Below are 20,563 nucleotides of genomic sequence, written 5' to 3' on the forward strand. Positions count from 1 at the left end.
TGCGTGGGAATGCAGCCCGGGACGCTCCGCGTCCCATCCAAAGCCGAACGCGGAGCGTCCGTTGAGGCATTCCCACGCGGAGCGTGGGAACGATCACTGTAGAGAGGAAACACCCATGCTCGAATCCCTGGAAAAAATGCTCGCCAAGGGTGTGGATAACTCATTGCTGCGCTTTGGCTTGGGCAAGGGTTATCTGGATCTTGGGGAAAACGCCAAGGCCGCTGAGCATTTCCAGCGTTGCGTCGAGTTCGATCCGAAGTATTCGGCAGCGTGGAAGCTGTTGGGCAAGGCCCATCTCGCACTGGCGGATCATGCCGCCGCGCGTCAGGCCTGGGAACAAGGCCTGGAAGCCGCTCGCGCCCACGGCGACAAGCAGGCGGAAAAGGAAATGACTGTGTTCCTGAAGAAGCTTGCTCGTCAGGCCCAGTGATCAGAGATAGCGCAGGCCAATACCCTCGGCATCCACCAACACCACTTCCATGCGCACTCGCGGTGCGCCTGTGGGTAAGTCCTGGACCTGGCCGTAGACCACCGCGCCCGTGGGCAACGCCGACAGGGTTGGATGCTTGACGTAGACGCCCGTCGTCGAAAGATGGCGGGTTTGGCCGAGGCACTCGCCGAAGCTTTCGTGGCTGATCTTGATGCGGAATGACTTGCGGAGTTCGGACATCTTCTGCGCCCTTGAATGAACGGTTGTGGATAACGCTCCTACAGGTCAGGGTTATCCACAGATCGTGCCATTTATGTCAGTACCAGCGTTCTTCACCCGGTGGACGCTTCTTGAAGCGTTTCATGCTCCACATGTACTGGCTCGGATACGCCCGCACGTAACGCTCGACCACCTGGCTCATCGCCGCGCAGGACGTCTCGGTATCCGTGCTGTACATGGCTTCTGGCGCGGCTTCGAGGATCACTTTGTACCCTGAACCGTCCGGCAGGCGCAGGGCATGCAGGAACACGCCGACCGCTTTGCCGCCAGCGAGCATGTTCGGTACGAATTTACTGGTCAGCGCCTGGGTGGCGAAGAACGGCACGAAGATCCCGGCGGATTCGGCCGGTTCCGGGTCAGCGGGAATGCCCACTGCACCACCTTTGCGCACTTCCTTGATGACGCTGAGGATGCCTTCCTTGGTGGAAGCGGCCACGCGGTTGCCCAACTGCACCCGCTGCTTGCGCAGCAAATCGTCCACCGCTTTCAATTTCGGAGGCCGATAGAAAATGATCGGTTTGCACTGGTTGCAATAGAAGTGGTTCAACACTTCCCAGTTGCCGAGGTGGCTGGTGATGCCGACCACGCCTTTGCCGGACGCCAACGCATCCTTCAACACGTCGAGGCCTTCGACTTCACGCACTAGGTCGATGGAGCGCTGGGCCGGCCAGATCCAGGCGCAGGCGCTTTCGGTCAGGGACTTGCCGATGTCTTTCAGGCTCTGGCCCACCAGACGCTCGCGTTCGGCCGGGTCCATGTCCGGGAAGCACTTGGCGAGGTTGATCCGCACCACGTCGCGGGAACGGTTGGGGGTTTTCCACATCATCCAGCCAATGGCCGCGCCAACTGCTTGCACGGCCCGCCACGGAAGCAGGGCAAACAGCCGCAGAGCGCCTACCAGCAAGGCGCCTTTAAACTTATCCACAGGTCACTCCTGATCTTGTGCTGTGTGCGAGGCGGCCATTCTAACCGCCGTTCGCCAGCGTCGCGTAGCGATCGCAATCCTGGGTGTGGTCCATGACCATGCCCGACGCCTGCATCAGCGCGTAGCAAATGGTCGGGCCGACGAACGTGAAGCCGGCCTTTTTCAGGCCTTTGCTCATCTCCACGGCAACCGGTGTCACGGCCGGTACCTGGCTGCGATCCTTGAAATGATTGATCACCGGCTTATCGCCAACGAACGACCAGAGAAACCCCACCGGGTCCTCCAGCGCCAGCCAAGCCTGGGCGTTGCGCCGGGCGGCGTTGAGTTTGAGGCGATTGCGGATGATGCCGGGATCGAGCATCAATTCATCGATTTCCGCGTCGCTCATCTGCGCCACACGCTGGACGTCGAAGCCGAACAACACCTCGCGATAGCGCTCACGTTTACGCAACACGGTGATCCATGAGAGGCCGGCCTGGAACCCTTCGAGCAAAAGCAACTCGAACAATCCCTGCGCATCGCGTAGCGGCGTGCCCCACTCCTGATCGTGATAAGCCATGTACAGCGGATCTTCGGAACACCAAAAGCAGCGTGGCATAAGGCTCCAGGGGGCGTGCGCAGCAACGAATCGGGTATACTCCCGCTCTTTAAATCGCAGCCCAAGAAACAGGTGAATTTCGTGAGCCAGCCTACGCCAGCCGTGCGTACCTTCCAAGACTTGATCCTCGCCCTCCAGCAATACTGGGCCGAGCAAGGTTGCGTGGTACTTCAGCCCTACGATATGGAAGTAGGCGCCGGCACTTTCCACACAGCCACGTTTCTGCGCGCCATCGGCCCGGAAACCTGGAACGCCGCTTATGTGCAGCCCAGTCGTCGCCCGACTGACGGCCGCTACGGCGAAAACCCGAACCGTCTGCAGCACTACTACCAGTTCCAGGTAGTCCTGAAGCCGAACCCGGACAACTTCCAGGAACTGTACCTGGGCTCCCTCAAGCACGTTGGCCTGGACCCGTTGGTCCACGACATCCGCTTCGTCGAAGACAACTGGGAGTCGCCAACACTGGGCGCCTGGGGTCTGGGCTGGGAAGTCTGGCTCAACGGCATGGAAGTGACGCAGTTCACTTACTTCCAGCAAGCGGGCGGCATCGAGTGCTACCCGGTGACCGGCGAGATCACCTACGGTCTTGAGCGTCTGGCCATGTACCTGCAAGGCGTGGATTCGGTCTACGACCTGGTCTGGGCTGACGGCCCGATGGGCAAAGTGACCTATGGCGACGTGTTCCACCAGAACGAAGTCGAGCAGTCGACCTACAACTTCGAACACGCCAATGTCGAGAAGCTGTTCGAGCTGTTCGATTTCTACGAAAGCGAAGCCAAGCGCCTGATCGAACTCGACCAGCCGCTGCCGTTGCCGAGCTACGAAATGGTGTTGAAGGCGTCCCACACCTTCAACCTGCTGGATGCGCGCCGGGCAATCTCGGTGACTGCACGTCAGCAATACATTCTGCGTGTACGCACCCTGGCGCGTTCCGTTGCGCAAGCCTACCTGCTGGCTCGCGCCAAGCTGGGCTTCCCGATGGCGACCCCGGACCTGCGTGATGAAGTGTTGGCTAAGCTGGAGGCTGCACAATGAGTGCTCTGGATTTCCTGGTTGAATTGGGCACCGAAGAACTGCCACCCAAAGCCCTGAACACCCTGGCCGACGCGTTCCTCGCCGGTATCGACAAGGGCCTGCAAGCCGCTGGCCTGAACTACGAAGCCAAAACCGTCTACGCCGCGCCGCGTCGTCTGGCTGTGCTGATCACTGCGCTGGCTACCCAGCAACCGGATCGCAGCATCAACCTCGATGGTCCGCCGCGTCAGGCTGCGTTCGATGCCGACGGCAACCCGACTCAAGCCGCCCTGGGCTTCGCCAAGAAGTGCGGCGTCGACCTGAGCGAAATCGATCAGAGTGGTCCGAAACTGCGTTACAGCCAGAGCATCGCCGGTAAACCGACCGCGAGCCTGCTGCCGACCATCGTCGAAGATTCCCTGAACGACCTGCCGATCCCGAAGCGCATGCGTTGGGGCGCTCGCAAGGAAGAATTCGTCCGTCCGACCCAGTGGCTGGTGATGCTGCTCGGTGACCAGGTCATCGATTGCACGATCCTCGCCCAGAAGGCTGGCCGCGACTCCCGTGGCCACCGCTTCCATCACCCGCAAAGCGTGCGCATCAGCGCGCCGGCCAACTACCTGGCCGACCTGCGTGCAGCCTACGTGCTGGCCGATGCCAACGAGCGTCGCGCCATCATCAGCAAGCGCACCGAAGAACTGGCGACCCTGCAGGAAGGCACCGCCATCGTTCCTCCGGCCTTGCTCGACGAAGTGACCGCGCTGGTTGAATGGCCGGTGCCGCTGGTGTGCTCGTTCGAGGAACGTTTCCTCGATGTGCCGCAAGAAGCGCTGATCACCACCATGCAGGACAACCAAAAGTACTTCTGCCTGCTGGATGCCGACGGCAAGTTGCTGCCACGTTTCATTACCGTGGCCAACATCGAAAGCAAAGACCCGCAGCAGATCATCGCCGGTAACGAGAAAGTGGTTCGCCCACGCCTGACCGACGCCGAGTTCTTCTTCAAGCAAGACAAGAAGCAGAAACTCGAAGACTTCAACCTGCGCCTGCAAAACGTGGTGTTCCAGGAAAAACTCGGCAGCGTCTACGACAAGGCCGAGCGCGTTTCCAAACTGGCCGCGTACATCGCGCAGCGCATTGGTGGCAACGCAGCCTGGGCGTCCCGTGCCGGTCTGTTGTCCAAGTGCGACCTGGCGACCGAGATGGTCGGTGAGTTCCCGGAGATGCAAGGCGTCGCCGGTTACTACTACGCCCTCAACGACGGCGAGCCGGAAGAAGTCGCCCTGGCCCTGAACGAGCAATACATGCCTCGCGGAGCCGGCGCTGAACTGCCGACCACCCTGACCGGTGCGGCCGTGGCCATCGCCGACAAGCTCGACACCCTGGTTGGCATCTTCGGCATCGGCATGCTGCCCACCGGTAGCAAAGACCCGTATGCCCTGCGCCGTGCTGCACTCGGTGTGTTGCGCATCCTGATCGACAAGAAGCTCGACCTCGACCTGAACGACGCCGTGGCGTTCGCCGTGAATGCATTCGGCGCCAAGATCAAGGCTGCCGGCCTGAACGAGTCGGTGCTGGAATTCATCTTCGACCGTCTGCGTGCCCGTTACGAAGACGAAGGCGTGGATGTCGGCACTTACCTGTCGGTGCGTGCGCTGAAACCGGGTTCCGCACTGGACTTCGATCAGCGCGTTCAAGCGGTAGAAGCGTTCCGCAAATTGCCGGAAGCCGCTGCCCTGGCCGCCGTGAACAAACGTGTTTCGAACCTGCTGAGCAAAGCCGAAGGCTCGATTCCATCGGTGGTGGAGGCCAAGTACTTCGACAATGCCAACGAGTTCTCCCTGTACTCGGCGATCCAGCAGGCTGACCAGGCTGTCCAGCCGATGGCCGCTGCTCGTCAGTACAGCGAATCGCTGGCGCGCCTGGCTGCCTTGCGCGAGCCTGTGGATGCGTTCTTCGAAGCGGTAATGGTCAACGCGGATGACGCCAAGGTGCGCGCCAACCGTTATGCCCTGTTGTCCCGCTTGCGTGGGCTGTTCCTCGGCGTTGCCGACATTTCGCTGCTGGGGTAAGACGGTTTGAAACTGCTGATTCTCGATCGGGACGGGGTGATCAATTACGACTCCGACGCTTACATCAAGTCGGTGGAGGAGTGGATTCCGCTCCCGGGTTCGATCGAAGCCATCGCGCAGTTGAGCAAGGCCGGCTGGACGGTGGCAGTCGCCACCAACCAGTCGGGCATCGCTCGCGGCTATTACGACATCGCCACCCTGGAAGCCATGCATGAGCGCTTGCGTGAGCGGGTGGCGGAGCAGGGCGGTGAGGTCGGGCTGATCGTCTATTGCCCCCACGGGCCGGACGACGGCTGCGATTGCCGCAAGCCAAAACCCGGGATGTTGAAAACCATCGCCGCGCGTTACAACGTGTCGCTGGCAAATCTATGGTTTGTCGGCGACACCCTTGGTGACCTGGAAGCCGCAAAAGCCGTCGATTCTCAGCCAGTTTTAGTAAAGACCGGGAAAGGCGAAAAGACTTTGGGCAAGACCCTACCGGTTGGCACCTTGATTTTTGACGATCTGGCGGCGATTGCCGCAGAACTTATCCACAATTAGAGTGCTTCGATTGTTCCGATTAAGGATTGATCGGGAGTGCGCTTTATATAGACGGGCAGCGCCCGCACGGTAAACGTCACCATGTCGATATTGCAGGCCATCAGAACCTTCCTCTTTTACCTGCTGCTGGGCACCAGCTCGTTGCTCTGGTGCAGCCTGAGCTTTTTTATCGCGCCGTTTCTGCCGTTCAAGGCGCGTTATCGCTTTATCAACGTGTACTGGTGCCGCTGCGCCTTGTGGCTGAGCAAAGTATTTCTGGGCATCAGCTATGAAGTGAAGGGTGCCGAGAACGTACCTGACCAACCTTGCGTGATTCAGTCGAACCACCAGAGCACGTGGGAGACGTTCTTTCTTTCAGCGTACTTCGAGCCATTGAGCCAAGTGCTCAAGCGCTCGCTGCTCTTCGTCCCGTTCTTCGGCTGGGCCATGGCGATGCTGCGACCGATCGCCATCGATCGCGATAACCCGAAAGCCGCCCTCAAGCATGTGGCGAAAAAGGGCGACGAGTTGCTGAAGGATGGCGTCTGGGTGTTGATCTTCCCTGAGGGCACTCGCGTTCCCTACGGCACTGTCGGCAAATTCTCTCGCGGTGGAACCGCTTTGGCGGTCAACGCCGCGCTTCCAGTGCTGCCGATTGCACACAATGCCGGCAAATTTTGGCCGAAAGCCGGGTGGGCGAAGAAGCAGGGCGTGATCACCGTCATCATTGGCGAACCGATGTATGCCGAGGGCAGCGGGCCGCGAGCCATTGCCGCGCTGAACGATCGGGTCCAGGCGTGGAACGAACAGATGCAGCGGGACATGGGTTCGCTGCCACCGACTCCACAAGCCCCGGTCGAAACCGATCAAGTGGCTGTCTGAGATTCTGTGGATAACCTGTGTACCGTTTTGTTGAAAAACAGCGAATTCCGTCTATAGGCTTATGATTTATATACATATTTCTTAAGCTGATAAAACACCGGAAAAGGTGCATAAGTTTTTTTCGGACGTAAAAAAACCGGCTGTTATAGCCGGTTTTTTATACCCGCGATTCAGTCTGCCAACAGCGGAAACAAGAGGCTGAAGCGGGTGCCTTTGCCGAGCTCACTCTGACACTCGATGCGCCCACCGTGGTGATCCACCACCGCTTTAACCATCGATAACCCAAGCCCCACGCCATCGATGCCTTGAGCCGAGGAAAACCGTCGATATTGACTGAACAGCTCGGGCAATTCTCCGGCGGCGATGCCTTTGCCCTGATCAATCAACTCGCACGCTAGCCATCCCTCGCTGCAACTGACTCGCAGGCTGATACACGTACCGGAATCACTGTACTTGATCGCGTTTTCCAGCAGATTGAACAACGCCCGGGTCAGCAACCCTTGATCGGCCATGATCAGGCTTTCCTGGGCATCGTCATCCAGATGATGGACCAACTCGATCTGTTTCAATTGCGCGATGCTCAGCGCCTGGTCAAAGACGTCCAGCACCAGCATCGCGAACAGGCTTGGCTGGAATTCATAAGCCGCGGACTCGGCCCTGGCCAATTGCACGAAGCCGTCGGTGAGGTCCAGGGCCCGGCGTACCTGGCGCTCGATCTGATCAAACAGTTGCGTGTCCCCGCCCACTTGCTGTCGATGCACATCGAGCAGCGCAAGGATCGCCGAATGCGGCGCTCGCAAGTCGTGGGATAAAAAGCGCAACAGCACGGTCCGTTGTTCCTCGGCCTCGCGTTCGACACTCAGGTCAGTGAGGCTCAACAGCCAGCCGATCGGTGTTTCACCGTCCACTGGCAGCAATGCCGCACGTTCCAGGCGCAGACTGCGCCCCTTGATGTCTCTGAACTCCAGCAACGCCAAGGTCGACAACAGCGGACGCGAGCCATCGAGCAGTTCCGGATAACCCAGCCGTTCCAATTGTTCAAGAACGTCATCGCCCACCAGATCAGTGCCGAACAGGTCACGAGCATTACGGTTGCCCAGCAAAATCCGGCCCTGGGGATCACTGATCAACGTGGCCACCGGCAAGTATTCCAGACCATCGGCGATGAAGCGCCGGGTATCACGGGTCCGGCTCATGGCTTGTTCCAGCGCCATGACTTGGCGCTGCAAATGATCGCCAGCGGGAGACTGTGCCCGACGACGCTCAGGGAATACTTTCGGTTCGTCGTCCAGGCGCGCCAACTCCCAACCGAAATAGGTCAGTACCACACTCAGCCGGCGCCAGTTCCAGATCAGGTAACCGAACAGCATGCCAAACAGGCTCGCCGCCGGTGACCACCACCATCGCATCTCGGCCAGACAGGCGCTGATCAGCAGCGCACAACACATGCCACCCAGCGTCAGCCACAGTGCCAGGCGCGGCCGCAGTAACAGCAAGCCAAGCACGCAGGCCACCAGGCTGACCGACAGCAACGCACCCAATATTCCGGAACCTTCAAGTTCATCGGACTGGGCGCCGAATGAAAGCAGCGCCGTCAGCGGTAATAGAAGCACAATTATCCACAGCCATTCTCGAACCAATTGCCCAAACAAGCGCTGGACCTGAGTCGGCTCGCGGCTCTCACGGCGACGCAAATTCGTCATGGGCTAGTCGGATAAAGGAGGGGAGGGGGAATTAGGTTCATGAGTCACGGGTCTGAAAGAAGGATTGAACCTGAAGAATCATAGCGGACGGCGACCAGCGGGGCGCAGCTTACTTTCACTCCCCTGGTCGAGCCGGTATCGTCTACCGCCCACCAGCCATCAAGGAACTACCGCACATGCGTGTCGCGATACTGGACGATGAACCCGCCGAACTGCGCCGGGTGGAACAGACTCTGCGACAAATGGCCGAACCGGCAGAACAGTCCTGGTCATTGCACAGTTTCGAGCGTGGAGAAGATCTATTGCGTCAGCTGCGTCGGGAAACCTTCGACCTGTTGATCCTCGACTGGCAACTGCCGGACCTCAGTGGCCTCTCGCTGCTGCGCTGGACCCGCGAACACATGGACGCGCCTCCCGCGGCGATCATGCTCACCAGTCGCGACGCCGAGAGCGACATCGTCCAGGCGCTGAACGCCGGGGCCGATGACTACGTGAGCAAGCCGTTCCGTCCCAACGAATTGAAAGCCCGGGTCGCTGCCGTATTACGCAGGCATAGCCAGCAACGCGTGATCGCTGCCGAAATATTGAATTTCAATGATCTGGTGTTCGACGATGCCGAGTTGACGGTTACCCGTGCCGGCAGCCCCATCAGCCTGACCGAAAAAGAATACCGGCTGGCCCACTGTCTGTTCACCAATCTAGGCAGACCGCTGTCTCGGGAATACCTGTATGAGCGGTTTTGGAGTCATGAAGAAATGGTCTCTTCGCGGCCGCTGGATACGCACATCTATCGCCTGCGAAATAAGTTGGGACTGACGGCGGATCGCGGTTGGCAGCTGCTGACGATTTATGGGTATGGGTATCGGTTGGAGAGTGTGGGGGCGGTAAGCGAATAAGATCTTTTGATTTTCTGGAAGCCATAAAAAAGGCCAACGCATGTGCGTTGGCCTTTTTCGTTTTGGCGTTACCGCTGGATCAGAAGTCCAGGTTGGAAACGGCCAGGGCGTTGCTTTCGATGAAGTCACGACGGGGTTCGACCGCATCACCCATCAGGGTGTTGAAGATCTGGTCCGCGCCAATGGCGTCTTCGATGGTCACTTTGAGCATCCGGCGCTGCGCTGGGTCCATGGTGGTTTCCCACAGCTGATCCGGGTTCATCTCGCCCAGACCTTTGTAGCGCTGGATGGTGTGACGCTTGGTGCTTTCAGCCATCAGCCATTCAAGGGCTTCCTTGAACTCGGTGACCGGCTTCTTGCGCTCGCCGCGCTGGATGTACGCGCCGTCGTCGAGCAAGGTGCTCAGCTGAGCGCCCAGGGAAACAACGGTCTTGTAATCGTTGCTGCCGAAGAAGTCACGGTTGAACGTGATGTAGTTCGACAGGCCGTGGGAGATCAGTTCGACCTCTGGCAGCCAGACGTTACGTTCACGGTCTTCACGCAGGCTGGCTTTGTACACCAGACCAGACTTCTCGCCGGTGCGCAGGCGAACGTCAAACTTGGCCATCCAGTCCTGCATCGCTGCGTGGTCGGACAGTTGCTCCATGCTCACCGCTGGCAGGTAGATGAAGTGCTCGGTCAGTTCCTGCGGGTACAGGCGGGACAGACGCTTGAGGGTCTTCATCACCAGACGGAAGTCATTCACCAGGCGCTCAAGGGCAGGTCCGGAAATACCCGGAGCGTCCTCGTTCAAGTGCAGGCTCGCATCTTCCAGGGCCGACTGCGTCATGTACTCTTCCATGGCGTCGTCGTCTTTGATGTATTGCTCTTGCTTGCCTTTCTTGACCTTGTACAGCGGCGGTTGAGCGATGTAGATGTAACCGCGCTCGATCAGCTCCGGCAACTGACGGAAGAAGAAGGTCAGCAGCAGGGTACGGATGTGCGAACCGTCGACGTCAGCATCGGTCATGATGATGATGTTGTGGTAACGCAGCTTGGCGATGTTGTACTCGTCACGGCCGATGCCGCAGCCCAGCGCGGTGATCAAGGTGCCCACTTCTTGCGAAGAGATCATCTTGTCGAAGCGCGCCTTCTCGACGTTCAGGATCTTGCCTTTCAACGGCAGGATGGCCTGGGTGCGACGGTTGCGACCCTGCTTGGCGGAGCCGCCAGCAGAGTCACCTTCCACGAGGTACAGTTCGGACAGGGCAGGGTCTTTTTCCTGGCAGTCAGCCAGTTTGCCCGGCAGGCCGGCGATATCCAGCGCGCCTTTACGACGGGTCATCTCACGGGCTTTACGCGCCGCTTCACGCGCGCGCGCCGCGTCGATCATCTTGCCGACGACCAGTTTGGCTTCGTTCGGGTTCTCCAGCAGGAAGTCGGAGAAGTACTTGCCCATTTCCTGTTCGACCGCGGTCTTCACTTCGGAAGAAACCAGCTTGTCTTTGGTCTGGGAGCTGAACTTCGGATCCGGAACCTTCACCGAAATGATCGCGGTCAGGCCTTCACGGGCGTCGTCACCGGTGGTGGCGACTTTGTGCTTCTTCGCCAGGCCTTCCGCTTCGATGTAGGTGTTCAGGTTACGCGTCAGTGCGGAACGGAAACCCACCAGGTGAGTACCGCCGTCGCGCTGTGGAATGTTGTTGGTGAAGCACAACAGGTTCTCGTTGAAGCTGTCGTTCCACTGCAGGGCGATTTCCACGCCGATGCCGTCTTCACGCTGGATGTTGAAGTGGAACACCTGGTTGACCGGAGTCTTGTTGGTGTTCAGGTATTCAACGAACGCACGCAGGCCGCCTTCGTACTTGAACAGCTCTTCCTTGCCGCTGCGCTCGTCCTTGAGGACGATGCCGACACCGGAGTTGAGGAAGGACAGTTCACGAATCCGCTTGGCCAGGATGTCCCAGCTGAAGTGGATATTCTTGAAGGTCAGGTCGGACGGCTTGAAGTGAATCTGCGTACCCGTGGTTTCGCTTTCGCCAACGATTTTCATCGGCTCTTTCGGAACACCGTGGATGTAGGTCTGTTCCCAGATCTTGCCACTGCGGCGAACGGTCAGGACCAATTCTTCCGACAGGGCGTTCACTACCGAAACACCTACGCCGTGCAAGCCGCCGGATACTTTGTAGGAGTTGTCGTCGAACTTACCGCCAGCGTGCAGCACGGTCATGATGACCTCGGCTGCGGAAACGCCTTCTTCTTTATGCACGTCTACCGGGATGCCACGGCCGTTGTCGCGAACGGTGATGGATTCATCCGGGTGGATAATGATGCTGATGTCGTCGCAGTGGCCAGCGAGCGCTTCATCGATGGAGTTGTCGACTACCTCGAAGACCATGTGGTGCAGACCGCTACCATCGTCGGTGTCACCAATGTACATACCGGGACGTTTGCGTACGGCATCCAGGCCTTTCAGCACTTTAATGCTCGTTGAGTCGTAGGTATTCGTATTTTCTTCGCTCAATGCCTTCACTCCCGATGGTCGTGGGTCTGGGTGATACGGCCCTGTTCCACGTGGAACAGAGCGACTGGCGTTTCCGTCTGCCAGCCCTCCCTCAATAATTCGTGATCTACACAGGTGATAAACACCTGGCAGCGTAAGTCTTCCAGCAAGCGGCAAAGCGCACGGCGGTGTTGCTCGTCCAGCTCGGACGGCAGGTCATCCACCAGATAAATACACTGGCCGCGTCGGGCCTGGCTAACCAAATGCCCCTGGGCAATCCGCAATGCACAGACCACCAACTTCTGCTGACCCCGGGACAATATGTCCGCGGCGTTATGTGCGCCCAATCGAAGACGCAAATCAGCGCGTTGTGGTCCGGCCTGGGTATGACCCATTTGCTGATCCCGATGCAGGGACCCGGCGAGCACTGCACTCAACTCGCGGTCCTTGTCCCAACCTCGGTAATAGCTAAGCGTTAAGCCCTCGAGCTCAACCAGTTCGCTCAAGGTCTGTTCAAAGACTGGTTTCAAGGCTTTGATGTAAGCGCGGCGGTATTCATCAATTTCAGCGCTGGCCTGGCACAGTTCCCTGTCCCAAACCGCTTGCGAAACGGCGTCAAGTGTACCATGCCGCAGCCAAGAGTTTCTCTGGCGCAGGGCCTTCTGCAAGCGCTGCCAAGTGGACATGAAACGCGGTTCCACGTGGAACACACCCCAATCCAGAAATTGCCGACGAATCTTCGGCGCCCCCTCCAACAGCCGGAAGCTGTCGGGGTTGATCAGTTGCAACGGCAGGATCTCCGCCAGTTGCGCCGCGCTGCGGGCGTTCTGCCCGTCGATACGGATCTGGAACTCGCCTTGCCGATCCCGGGAAATCCCCAAAGCGCTATGCCCGCCCTCGGCCAGTTCCACCTGACCAAACACCGTGCACGCCAATTGCTCGTACTGGATCACCGGTAAAAGGCGGCTGCTACGAAACGAACGGGCAAGCCCCAGCAGATGAATGGCTTCCAGAACACTGGTTTTGCCGCTGCCGTTGGCGCCGTAAAGAATGTTGATTCGGGGAGAGGGGGAGAAGGTCACCGGGTGCAGATTGCGCACCGCGGTGACCGAGACGCGACTTAAGGACATCTAGCTTCTGCTGAGCATGATTACAGACGCATCGGCATGACAACGTAAGCCGAGTCGTCGTTATCGGACTCTTGCACCAGCGCACTGCTGTTGGAGTCAGACAGGATCAGGCGAACCTGCTCGGTGGTCATCACGCCCAGCACGTCGAGCAAGTAGCTCACGTTGAAGCCGATTTCCAGATTGCCGCCGTTGTATTCAACGCCCACTTCTTCTTCCGCTTCTTCCTGCTCCGGGTTGTTAGCCTGGATCTTCAGCTGACCGTTGGCCAGTTGCAGACGGATACCGCGGTACTTCTCGTTGGACAGGATCGCGGTACGGCTGAAGGCTTCACGCAGGGCCTGGCGGTCGCCGAGTACCAGCTTGTCGCCACCTTTCGGCAGAACACGCTCGTAGTCCGGGAATTTTCCGTCGACCAGTTTCGAGGTGAAGGTGAACTCGCCGGTGGTCGCACGAATGTGGTGCTGACCGAGGACGATGCTGACGAGGCCGTCCGGCTCGGTCAGCAGACGCGCCAGCTCAAGGATACCCTTGCGCGGCACGATCACCTGATGACGATCCGGCTGACCGATATCAGCCTTCATCGAGCACATGGCCAGACGGTGACCGTCGGTGGCCACGGCGCGGATGATGCCTTCGGAGACTTCCAGCAACATACCGTTGAGGTAGTAACGCACGTCCTGTTGGGCCATGGCGAAGCTGGTGCGTTCGATCAGACGACGCAGTTTGCTTTGCTCCAGGCTGCACGTCAGCGAACCCGGGCCTTCTTCCACTGTAGGGAAATCGTTGGCCGGCAGGGTCGACAGGGTGAAGCGGCTACGGCCAGCCTTCACCACGAGCTTCTGCTCATCGACCTTGATGTCGATCAGCGCGTCGTTCGGCAGGCTTTTGCAGATGTCCATCAGCTTGCGCGCAGGCACGGTGATGGAACCTGGATCAGCCGGCTCTTCGAGTTGCACACGACCGACCAGCTCGACTTCCAGGTCGGTACCGGTCAGCGACAGTTGCTGGCCTTCGACAACCAGCAGCACGTTGGATAGCACCGGCAAGGTCTGTCGGCGCTCGACGACGCCTGCGACCAGTTGCAGGGGTTTCAACAGGGCTTCGCGTTGAATGGTGAAATGCATGGTCTAGTCCCTTGCCTTAATAAGCTGCGCTGGTGTTCATCAAGTGGTCAGTGTACGCAGCAGGTTCTTGTAGTCCTCGCGGATGTCCGCGTCGGATTCCTTAAGTTCGTTGATCTTGCGGCAGGCGTGCAAAACAGTCGTATGGTCGCGGCCGCCAAACACATCGCCGATTTCCGGCAGGCTGTGGTTAGTCAACTCTTTGGAGAGGGCCATTGCAACCTGACGCGGACGGGCGACCGAGCGTGAACGACGCTTGGACAGCAAGTCGGAAATCTTGATCTTGTAGTACTCGGCGACGGTGCGCTGAATGTTATCCACAGAGACCAGTTTGTCTTGCAGCGCCAACAAGTCTTTCAAGGATTCGCGAATCAGCTCGATGGTGATGTCGCGGCCCATGAAGTGCGAGTGGGCGATCACGCGCTTAAGCGCGCCTTCCAGTTCGCGGACGTTGGAGCGAATACGCTGGGCGATGAAGAACGCCGCATCGTGTGGCAGATCGACTTTGGCCTGATCGGCCTTTTTCATCAGGATCGCCACGCGGGTTTCCAGCTCCGGCGGCTCGACGGCCACCGTCAGGCCCCAGCCGAAGCGGGACTTGAGACGCTCTTCGAGGCCTTCGATTTCTTTCGGGTAGCGGTCACTGGTGAGAATGACCTGCTGGCCACCTTCAAGCAGGGCGTTGAAGGTGTGGAAAAACTCTTCCTGGGAACGTTCCTTGCGGGCGAAGAACTGAATGTCATCGATCAACAGGGCGTCCACCGAACGGTAGAAGCGCTTGAACTCATTGATGGCATTCAGTTGCAGCGCCTTGACCATGTCGGCCACGAAACGCTCGGAATGCAGGTACACGACCTTGGCATTCGGGTTCTTCTTTAATAGGTGGTTACCCACAGCGTGCATCAAGTGGGTCTTACCCAAGCCGACGCCACCATAAAGGAAGAGCGGGTTGTAACCGTGCTTCGGGTTGTCCGCCACTTGCCAGGCCGCAGCCCGGGCCAGCTGGTTGGACTTACCTTCGACGAAGTTCTCGAAGGTGAAGGTACGGTTCAGGTAGCTAGTGTGCTTGAGCGCGCCTTCGACCTGCACGGTGCGCTGTTCTGCACGGACCGGGGCCTGTTGCGAACTGGCGCCGGCCATTGGGTCGAAGCTGTCGCGGGACGGCTCTTCACTGACGTCGGCAATCTTTTGGGTTGCGCGTTTGGTCTGGGTAGCGACCGGGGCCGGTGCTGGTGCGCTGGCTGGTACTTGAGCAGCCTGAGCCTGGGACGCTGCCGCGGCCAGCGGAGCATTGGGTGCCGCACGCGGTGCCGAACTGCGTTTGCTGCCTATTAATAAGGAAAGCGCCGGCGCCATGCCATTGCCATGCTCATCCAGCAGTTCGAGGACGCGGCCCAGGTACTTTTCGTTAACCCAGTCGAGAACAAAACGATTCGGTGCGTAAACACGCAACTCGTCGCCTTCGGCTTCGACCTGTAGTGGACGGATCCAAGTGTTGAATTGTTGGGCAGGCAGCTCATCGCGCAAAAGCTCCACGCACTGCTGCCAAAGTTCCACTGACACGGATATCCCCTAAGTTGAAAGCCGGTGAGGCAAAAACAAGCGGCCATTGTAGCGGCCAGACGCCCACTTATCCACATGCAGGTTGCGCACAGGCCATGAATTATCAATGCGTTAACCACTGAAAAGGCGACCAGCGGTATGTGCATAAGCTCTGTGGATAACCGCCCATGAGGGCATTGGACAAGTGGGGGGTAAACTCGGTGGATAACTGGCCTGTGGATAACTGACCATTCCACACACAGCTTATCCGACAGCGCAGCACAGGCTGACCACCGTTTTCCACCGTAGTTGTCATTCTCTGTACATCACGGGTTAGAAGGGCTTAAGGCAGTTATCCACAGCAGATGGCCTCCCTAGCTTTTATAAGCTTTACAGAAAAGCTTTAAATAATTCCCTTCTTTATTTCTATATCTAGCCAAGGACCGTCGAGCGAGAAAACCTCTGGAGATCTATTTATAAGGAAACGCTGGTTGGAAATTGACCTAGAGGCTTGCTTTCTCTAGAATCCCCGGTCTCTTAAAACGGGGGCCATTCCGGCCCGTTGTGGACGAACCAGGTAACACGACAATGAAACGTACTTTCCAACCAAGCACTATCAAACGCGCTCGTACTCACGGTTTCCGTGCTCGCATGGCAACCAAAAACGGTCGTGCCGTCCTGTCGCGTCGTCGCGCCAAAGGTCGTGCGCGTCTGGCAGTTTGATAATCCGGCACTGGAGGTGAGTCAGGACTTCAGTCGGGAAAAGCGTTTGCTTACCCCCCGGCATTTCAAGGCAGTCTTTGACTCCCCTACCGGCAAGGTTCCGGGGAAAAATCTCCTGCTCCTTGCGCGCAACAACGATCTTGATCACCCCCGTCTCGGGCTGGTTATCGGGAAAAAGAGCGTAAAGCTCTCCGTCGAGCGCAACCGCCTCAAACGTCTGATGCGCGAATCGTTTCGCCTGCACCAGGATTCACTGGTCGGCTGGGACATTGTTATCGTCGCGCGCAAAGGTTTGGGCGACGTAGAAAACCCCGAATTGATTCAGCATTTCGGCAAACTCTGGAAGCGTCTGGCACGCAGCACGCCGGTACCAGCAGTCAAAACCGAAACTGTAGGGGTAGACAGTACCGATGCGTAAACTGGCACTCGTTCCGATCCAGTTTTATCGCTATGCCATTAGTCCTCTGATGGCCAGTCACTGTCGTTTCTACCCCAGTTGTTCCTGCTACGCGTATGAAGCCATAGAAAATCATGGCCTTCTGCGCGGTGGCTGGCTGGCCTTTCGTCGTTTAGGTCGCTGTCATCCGTGGAATCCCGGTGGTTATGACCCGGTTCCGCCTATCCCTACCTCCCGTTCTTCTTCGATGGCCGAGTAATCATGGATATCAAACGCACGATCCTGATCGTCGCCCTGGCAATCGTGTCCTACGTTATGGTTCTTAAATGGAACCAGGACTATGGCCAGGCTGCCCTGCCGACTCAGAATGTTGCTTCCAGTACTACCGCACCGGGCCTACCGGACACGGCGACTGGCAATAATGCTTCTGTCAGTGACGACATTCCCCGCGCCGCAAGCGATACCAGTGCCACTGCACCTGCTGAAACGCCAGTAGCTGTAAGCAAAGACCTCATCCAGATCAAAACGGATGTGCTCAACCTGGCCATCGATCCACAAGGTGGTGATGTTGCCCAGCTGACGTTGCCGCTGTATCCACGTCGCCAGGACCATCCGGAAATTCCATTCCAGTTGTTCGATAACGGCAACGAGCGGACTTATCTGGCCCAGAGCGGTTTGATCGGCACCGACGGTCCGGACGGTAGTCCAACCGGTCGTCCGGTCTACTCCTCGGAGAAGAAGATTTATCAACTGGGCAAGGACGACAACCAACTGGTAGTCGATCTGAAGTTCAGCAAGGACGGCGTCAACTACATCAAGCGTTTCACCGTGAAACGTGGCCTGTACGACGTAACCGTTTCCTACTTGATCGACAATGCAAGCGCCAAGCCTTGGTCGGGTGCGATGTTCGCCCAACTGAAGCGTGATGCCAGCTCCGATCCTTCTTCCAGCACTGCCACCGGCACCGCGACTTACCTGGGCGCCGCCCTGTGGACAAGCAACGAGCCGTACAAGAAAGTGTCGATGAAGGACATGGACAAGGCTCAGCTGAAAGAAACCGTTAACGGTGGTTGGGTTGCCTGGTTGCAACACTACTTCGTGACCGCGTGGATCCCGGCGAAGGGCGAAAACAATGTCGTCCAGACCCGTAAAGACAGCAAAGGCAACTACATCATCGGTTACACCGCTCCGGCAGTGACCGTTGCGCCAGGTGCCAAGGGTGAAATCAGCGCTGTTCTGTACGCCGGCCCGAAAAGCCAGGCTGTGCTGAAAGAGTTGTCCCCAGGTCTGGAATTGACCGTCGACTACGGCATTCTGTGGTTCATTGCCCAGCCAATCTTCTGGCTGCTGCAACACATCCACGCCATTGTTGGTAACTGGGGCTGGTCGATCATCTTCCTGACCATGCTGATCAAAGGGCTTTTCTTCCCTCTGTCGGCTGCCAGCTACAAATCCATGGCGCGCATGCGTGCAGTGGCACCGAAACTGGCTGCGCTGAAAGAGCAACATGGCGACGACCGGCAGAAAATGTCTCAAGCCATGATGGAGCTGTACAAGAAAGAGAAGATCAATCCACTGGGCGGCTGCTTGCCGATCCTGGTGCAGATGCCGGTTTTCCTTTCGCTGTACTGGGTTCTGCTGGAAAGCGTGGAAATGCGCCAAGCGCCGTTCATGCTGTGGATTACTGACCTGTCGATCAAGGACCCGTTCTTCATTCTGCCGATCATCATGGGTGCAACCATGTTTATCCAGCAGCGGTTGAACCCAACACCTCCGGATCCGATGCAGGCCAAGGTGATGAAGCTGATGCCAATCATCTTCACCTTCTTCTTCCTGTGGTTCCCGGCTGGTCTGGTGCTGTACTGGGTGGTCAACAACGTCCTGTCCATCAGCCAACAGTGGTACATCACCCGTAAGATCGAAGCTGCTACCAAAAACGCCGCTGCGTAACTTACTCTGTGGATAACCACTCAAAACGCCCCCTAGTGGGGCGTTTTGCTATCTGTCACTTTTGTCTGGATACCGGTTTATGAGCGTTCCTCGTGAAACCATCACTGCCGTCGCCACCGCTCAAGGTCGCGGCGGTGTGGGCATCGTCCGTATTTCCGGGCCGCTGGCGAGTGCGGCGGCCAAAGCCATCAGCGGCCGCGAACTGAAACCGCGGTATGCCCATTACGGCCCGTTCCTAAGTGAAAACGAAGAGGTGCTGGACGAAGGCATCGCCCTGTATTTTCCCGGTCCGAACTCGTTTACCGGCGAAGACGTGCTGGAACTCCAGGGTCACGGCGGTCCAATCGTGCTGGATATGCTGCTCAAGCGCTGCCTGGAACTGGGCTGCCGACTGGCACGGCCAGGTGAATTCAGCGAACGCGCCTTCCTCAACGACAAACTCGACCTGGCCCAGGCCGAGGCGATTGCCGATCTGATCGAAGCCAGTTCTGCACAGGCTGCGCGAAATGCCCTACGTTCCTTGCAAGGCGCGTTTTCCCAGCGTGTGCATAACCTCACCGAGCAATTGATCGGCCTGCGGATCTACGTTGAGGCCGCCATCGACTTCCCGGAAGAAGAAATCGACTTCCTCGCCGATGGCCACGTCCTGAGCATGCTCGACAAAGTCCGCGATGAATTATCCACAGTGCTTCGCGAAGCCGGGCAGGGTGCCTTGTTGCGGGACGGCATGAACGTCGTTATCGCAGGACGGCCGAACGCCGGCAAATCCAGCCTGCTGAATGCCTTGGCCGGTCGTGAAGCGGCGATCGTTACCGAGATCGCCGGCACCACCCGGGACATTCTTCGTGAACATATCCACATCGACGGCATGCCGTTGCATGTGGTCGACACTGCAGGCCTGCGTGATACCGATGACCAGGTGGAAAAAATCGGGGTAGAACGGGCGCTGAAAGCCATCGGCGAAGCGGATCGGGTGTTGTTGGTGGTCGATGCCACCGCCCCGGAAGCCCTTGATCCGTTCGCCTTGTGGCCGGAATTCCTCGAAACCCGTCCCGACCCGGCCAAAGTCACGCTAATCCGTAACAAGGCAGACTTGACGGGTGAGGCGATTGCCCTGGAAGTCAGCGAAGATGGTCATGTCACCATCAGCCTGAGTGCCAAGTCAGCAGGCGAGGGCCTTGAGTTGCTGCGTGAACACCTCAAGACCTGCATGGGCTACGAGCAGACCTCGGAAAGCAGCTTCAGCGCACGCCGACGTCACCTGGAGGCGCTGCGCCATGCCAGTGCCTCCCTCGAGCATGGTCGTGCACAGCTGACGTTGGCAGGTGCTGGTGAGCTATTGGCTGAAGATCTGCGTCAGGCGCAGCACTCTTTAGGCGAAATCACCGGCGCCTTCAGCTCCGATGACTTGTTGGGACGCATCTTTTCCAGCTTCTGCATCGGTAAATAGTCCCTTCGATGTTCCCAGACAGGCCATTCGTGCCTGTCTGTTCCCTCCTTTTCTGAAAACTTCCCCAAGTGCCGAGCAGATTCTTTTTGCTTGAGCGGTTTTCCCGTGCCCGGGATTCGCTCATTTGAAGCTTTTCTGTGGATTAAGCCCTGTGAATAACTGCCACTAAGGGCAGTTGATAACAGGGCCTGAAAACTGAAGATAAACCCCTCTGTGGATAACCACCCCTTTCATCCACAGGCTTACACCGGTTATCCAAGGGCCTCCTTGGCACATGACCACAGGGTTTTGAATCTCTGTACACATTGAATATAAAGGGCCGTAGAGATCTATCCACAGAAATGGTGCTCAGTAGAAATAAACATAAAAACAAAGATTTAATAAATTTCTCTCTTTTTAATTTCTATAACCCCGACTTCTCCACAGCTGGTTAAATTTTGTGCAAAGGGT

Annotated in this window: 19 protein-coding genes; 11 read left to right on the forward strand and 8 right to left on the reverse strand. The window is 58.0% G+C overall.

The genetic code is table 11. The features are described from left to right. Positions 1-115: 115 nt before the first annotated feature. The gene (locus tag HKK52_RS20410; protein ID WP_169372324.1) at positions 116-430 is read left to right on the forward strand and encodes a tetratricopeptide repeat protein; all 315 of its coding nucleotides are present in this window, start codon (positions 116-118) and stop codon (positions 428-430) included. On the opposite strand, the gene HKK52_RS20415 is transcribed toward HKK52_RS20410, so the two are convergent. The 3 genes from HKK52_RS20415 to tag all read right to left on the reverse strand — a co-directional run bounded on the left by HKK52_RS20415 (position 431) and on the right by tag (position 2,232). Then, entirely contained in the window at positions 431-670 is a 240-nt protein-coding gene (locus HKK52_RS20415; RefSeq protein WP_169372325.1) for a PilZ domain-containing protein, read from the reverse strand. 76 nt (positions 671-746) lie between these two features. Then, positions 747-1,634, reverse strand: a complete 888-nt coding sequence (locus HKK52_RS20420; protein WP_169372326.1) for a lysophospholipid acyltransferase — start codon at positions 1,632-1,634, stop codon at positions 747-749. A 40-nt stretch (positions 1,635-1,674) separates the two neighbouring features. Beyond that, positions 1,675-2,232: a DNA-3-methyladenine glycosylase I gene (tag, locus tag HKK52_RS20425; RefSeq protein WP_169372327.1), complete on the reverse strand. Its 558-nt coding sequence runs from the start codon at positions 2,230-2,232 to the stop codon at positions 1,675-1,677. Positions 2,233-2,313: 81 nt separating this feature from the next. Here tag and glyQ point away from each other — a divergent pair, with 81 nt between their 5' ends. From glyQ to HKK52_RS20445, 4 genes are all read left to right on the forward strand, one after another. Then, on the forward strand, positions 2,314-3,267 hold the full coding sequence (gene glyQ, locus HKK52_RS20430; RefSeq protein WP_008155694.1) for a glycine--tRNA ligase subunit alpha: 954 nt from the start codon (positions 2,314-2,316) through the stop codon (positions 3,265-3,267). After that, on the forward strand, positions 3,264-5,318 hold the full coding sequence (gene glyS, locus HKK52_RS20435) for a glycine--tRNA ligase subunit beta (RefSeq protein ID WP_169372328.1): 2,055 nt from the start codon (positions 3,264-3,266) through the stop codon (positions 5,316-5,318). The genes glyQ and glyS overlap by 4 nt, the downstream gene beginning before the upstream one ends. 6 nt (positions 5,319-5,324) lie before the next feature. Continuing rightward, on the forward strand, positions 5,325-5,858 hold the full coding sequence (gene gmhB / locus HKK52_RS20440) for a D-glycero-beta-D-manno-heptose 1,7-bisphosphate 7-phosphatase (protein WP_169372329.1): 534 nt from the start codon (positions 5,325-5,327) through the stop codon (positions 5,856-5,858). A gap of 81 nt (positions 5,859-5,939) precedes the next feature. Then, a complete protein-coding gene (locus tag HKK52_RS20445) occupies positions 5,940-6,719 on the forward strand; it encodes a lysophospholipid acyltransferase family protein (protein WP_169372330.1) in 780 nt (259 codons plus the stop codon). A 170-nt stretch (positions 6,720-6,889) separates the two neighbouring features. Here the strand turns inward: HKK52_RS20445 and HKK52_RS20450 are convergent, their stop codons facing one another. After that, a complete protein-coding gene (locus HKK52_RS20450; RefSeq protein WP_169372331.1) occupies positions 6,890-8,422 on the reverse strand; it encodes a sensor histidine kinase in 1,533 nt (510 codons plus the stop codon). 176 nt (positions 8,423-8,598) lie between these two features. Between HKK52_RS20450 and HKK52_RS20455 the strand changes: the two genes are divergently transcribed. Continuing rightward, positions 8,599-9,318 carry a response regulator transcription factor gene (locus HKK52_RS20455; RefSeq protein ID WP_169372332.1) on the forward strand — a complete coding sequence of 240 codons (720 nt, stop codon included), beginning with the start codon at positions 8,599-8,601 and terminating at the stop codon, positions 9,316-9,318. A gap of 79 nt (positions 9,319-9,397) precedes the next feature. Here the strand turns inward: HKK52_RS20455 and gyrB are convergent, their stop codons facing one another. From gyrB to dnaA, 4 genes are read right to left on the reverse strand one after another with little or no spacing between them, the layout of a single operon-like run. Next, positions 9,398-11,821 carry a DNA topoisomerase (ATP-hydrolyzing) subunit B gene (gene gyrB, locus HKK52_RS20460; protein ID WP_169372333.1) on the reverse strand — a complete coding sequence of 808 codons (2,424 nt, stop codon included), beginning with the start codon at positions 11,819-11,821 and terminating at the stop codon, positions 9,398-9,400. A 5-nt stretch (positions 11,822-11,826) separates the two neighbouring features. Then, positions 11,827-12,930, reverse strand: coding sequence for a DNA replication/repair protein RecF (recF, locus tag HKK52_RS20465; RefSeq protein WP_169372334.1), 1,104 nt, complete (start codon positions 12,928-12,930; stop codon positions 11,827-11,829). A gap of 20 nt (positions 12,931-12,950) precedes the next feature. Then, positions 12,951-14,054 carry a DNA polymerase III subunit beta gene (gene dnaN / locus HKK52_RS20470; RefSeq protein ID WP_054048133.1) on the reverse strand — a complete coding sequence of 368 codons (1,104 nt, stop codon included), beginning with the start codon at positions 14,052-14,054 and terminating at the stop codon, positions 12,951-12,953. A gap of 39 nt (positions 14,055-14,093) precedes the next feature. Further along, positions 14,094-15,614, reverse strand: a complete 1,521-nt coding sequence (dnaA, locus tag HKK52_RS20475; protein WP_169372335.1) for a chromosomal replication initiator protein DnaA — start codon at positions 15,612-15,614, stop codon at positions 14,094-14,096. A gap of 567 nt (positions 15,615-16,181) precedes the next feature. Here dnaA and rpmH point away from each other — a divergent pair. The 5 genes from rpmH to mnmE all read left to right on the forward strand — a co-directional run bounded on the left by rpmH (position 16,182) and on the right by mnmE (position 20,113). After that, positions 16,182-16,316 carry a 50S ribosomal protein L34 gene (rpmH, locus tag HKK52_RS20480; RefSeq protein WP_003213577.1) on the forward strand — a complete coding sequence of 45 codons (135 nt, stop codon included), beginning with the start codon at positions 16,182-16,184 and terminating at the stop codon, positions 16,314-16,316. 16 nt (positions 16,317-16,332) lie between these two features. Next, positions 16,333-16,734, forward strand: coding sequence for a ribonuclease P protein component (rnpA, locus tag HKK52_RS20485; protein ID WP_202027651.1), 402 nt, complete (start codon positions 16,333-16,335; stop codon positions 16,732-16,734). After that, a complete protein-coding gene (yidD, locus tag HKK52_RS20490) occupies positions 16,727-16,972 on the forward strand; it encodes a membrane protein insertion efficiency factor YidD (protein ID WP_080761984.1) in 246 nt (81 codons plus the stop codon). Before rnpA ends, yidD begins: the two co-directional genes overlap by 8 nt. A 2-nt stretch (positions 16,973-16,974) precedes the next feature. Further along, positions 16,975-18,663 (forward strand): membrane protein insertase YidC, encoded by a 1,689-nt coding sequence (yidC, locus tag HKK52_RS20495; RefSeq protein ID WP_169372337.1) that lies wholly within the window; start codon positions 16,975-16,977, stop codon positions 18,661-18,663. 79 nt (positions 18,664-18,742) lie between these two features. Beyond that, entirely contained in the window at positions 18,743-20,113 is a 1,371-nt protein-coding gene (mnmE, locus tag HKK52_RS20500; protein WP_169372338.1) for a tRNA uridine-5-carboxymethylaminomethyl(34) synthesis GTPase MnmE, read from the forward strand. Positions 20,114-20,563: the final 450 nt, after the last annotated feature.

Origin of the sequence: Pseudomonas sp. ADAK2, assembly GCF_012935755.1 — a bacterium.
Classification (GTDB): domain Bacteria; phylum Pseudomonadota; class Gammaproteobacteria; order Pseudomonadales; family Pseudomonadaceae; genus Aquipseudomonas.

Bases quoted from the DNA above. Each gene is read 5' to 3' on its own strand.
- dnaN (WP_054048133.1), bottom strand. From the start codon at position 14,054: ATGCATTTCACCATTCAACGCGAAGCCCTGTTGAAACCCCTGCAACTG.
- HKK52_RS20445 (WP_169372330.1), top strand. From the start codon at position 5,940: ATGTCGATATTGCAGGCCATCAGAACCTTCCTCTTTTACCTGCTGCTG.
- HKK52_RS20450 (WP_169372331.1), bottom strand. From the start codon at position 8,422: ATGACGAATTTGCGTCGCCGTGAGAGCCGCGAGCCGACTCAGGTCCAG.
- yidD (WP_080761984.1), top strand. From the start codon at position 16,727: ATGCGTAAACTGGCACTCGTTCCGATCCAGTTTTATCGCTATGCCATT.
- glyS (WP_169372328.1), top strand. From the start codon at position 3,264: ATGAGTGCTCTGGATTTCCTGGTTGAATTGGGCACCGAAGAACTGCCA.
- recF (WP_169372334.1), bottom strand. From the start codon at position 12,930: ATGTCCTTAAGTCGCGTCTCGGTCACCGCGGTGCGCAATCTGCACCCG.
- mnmE (WP_169372338.1), top strand. From the start codon at position 18,743: ATGAGCGTTCCTCGTGAAACCATCACTGCCGTCGCCACCGCTCAAGGT.
- yidC (WP_169372337.1), top strand. From the start codon at position 16,975: ATGGATATCAAACGCACGATCCTGATCGTCGCCCTGGCAATCGTGTCC.
- HKK52_RS20410 (WP_169372324.1), top strand. From the start codon at position 116: ATGCTCGAATCCCTGGAAAAAATGCTCGCCAAGGGTGTGGATAACTCA.
- tag (WP_169372327.1), bottom strand. From the start codon at position 2,232: ATGCCACGCTGCTTTTGGTGTTCCGAAGATCCGCTGTACATGGCTTAT.
- HKK52_RS20415 (WP_169372325.1), bottom strand. From the start codon at position 670: ATGTCCGAACTCCGCAAGTCATTCCGCATCAAGATCAGCCACGAAAGC.
- HKK52_RS20455 (WP_169372332.1), top strand. From the start codon at position 8,599: ATGCGTGTCGCGATACTGGACGATGAACCCGCCGAACTGCGCCGGGTG.
- rpmH (WP_003213577.1), top strand. From the start codon at position 16,182: ATGAAACGTACTTTCCAACCAAGCACTATCAAACGCGCTCGTACTCAC.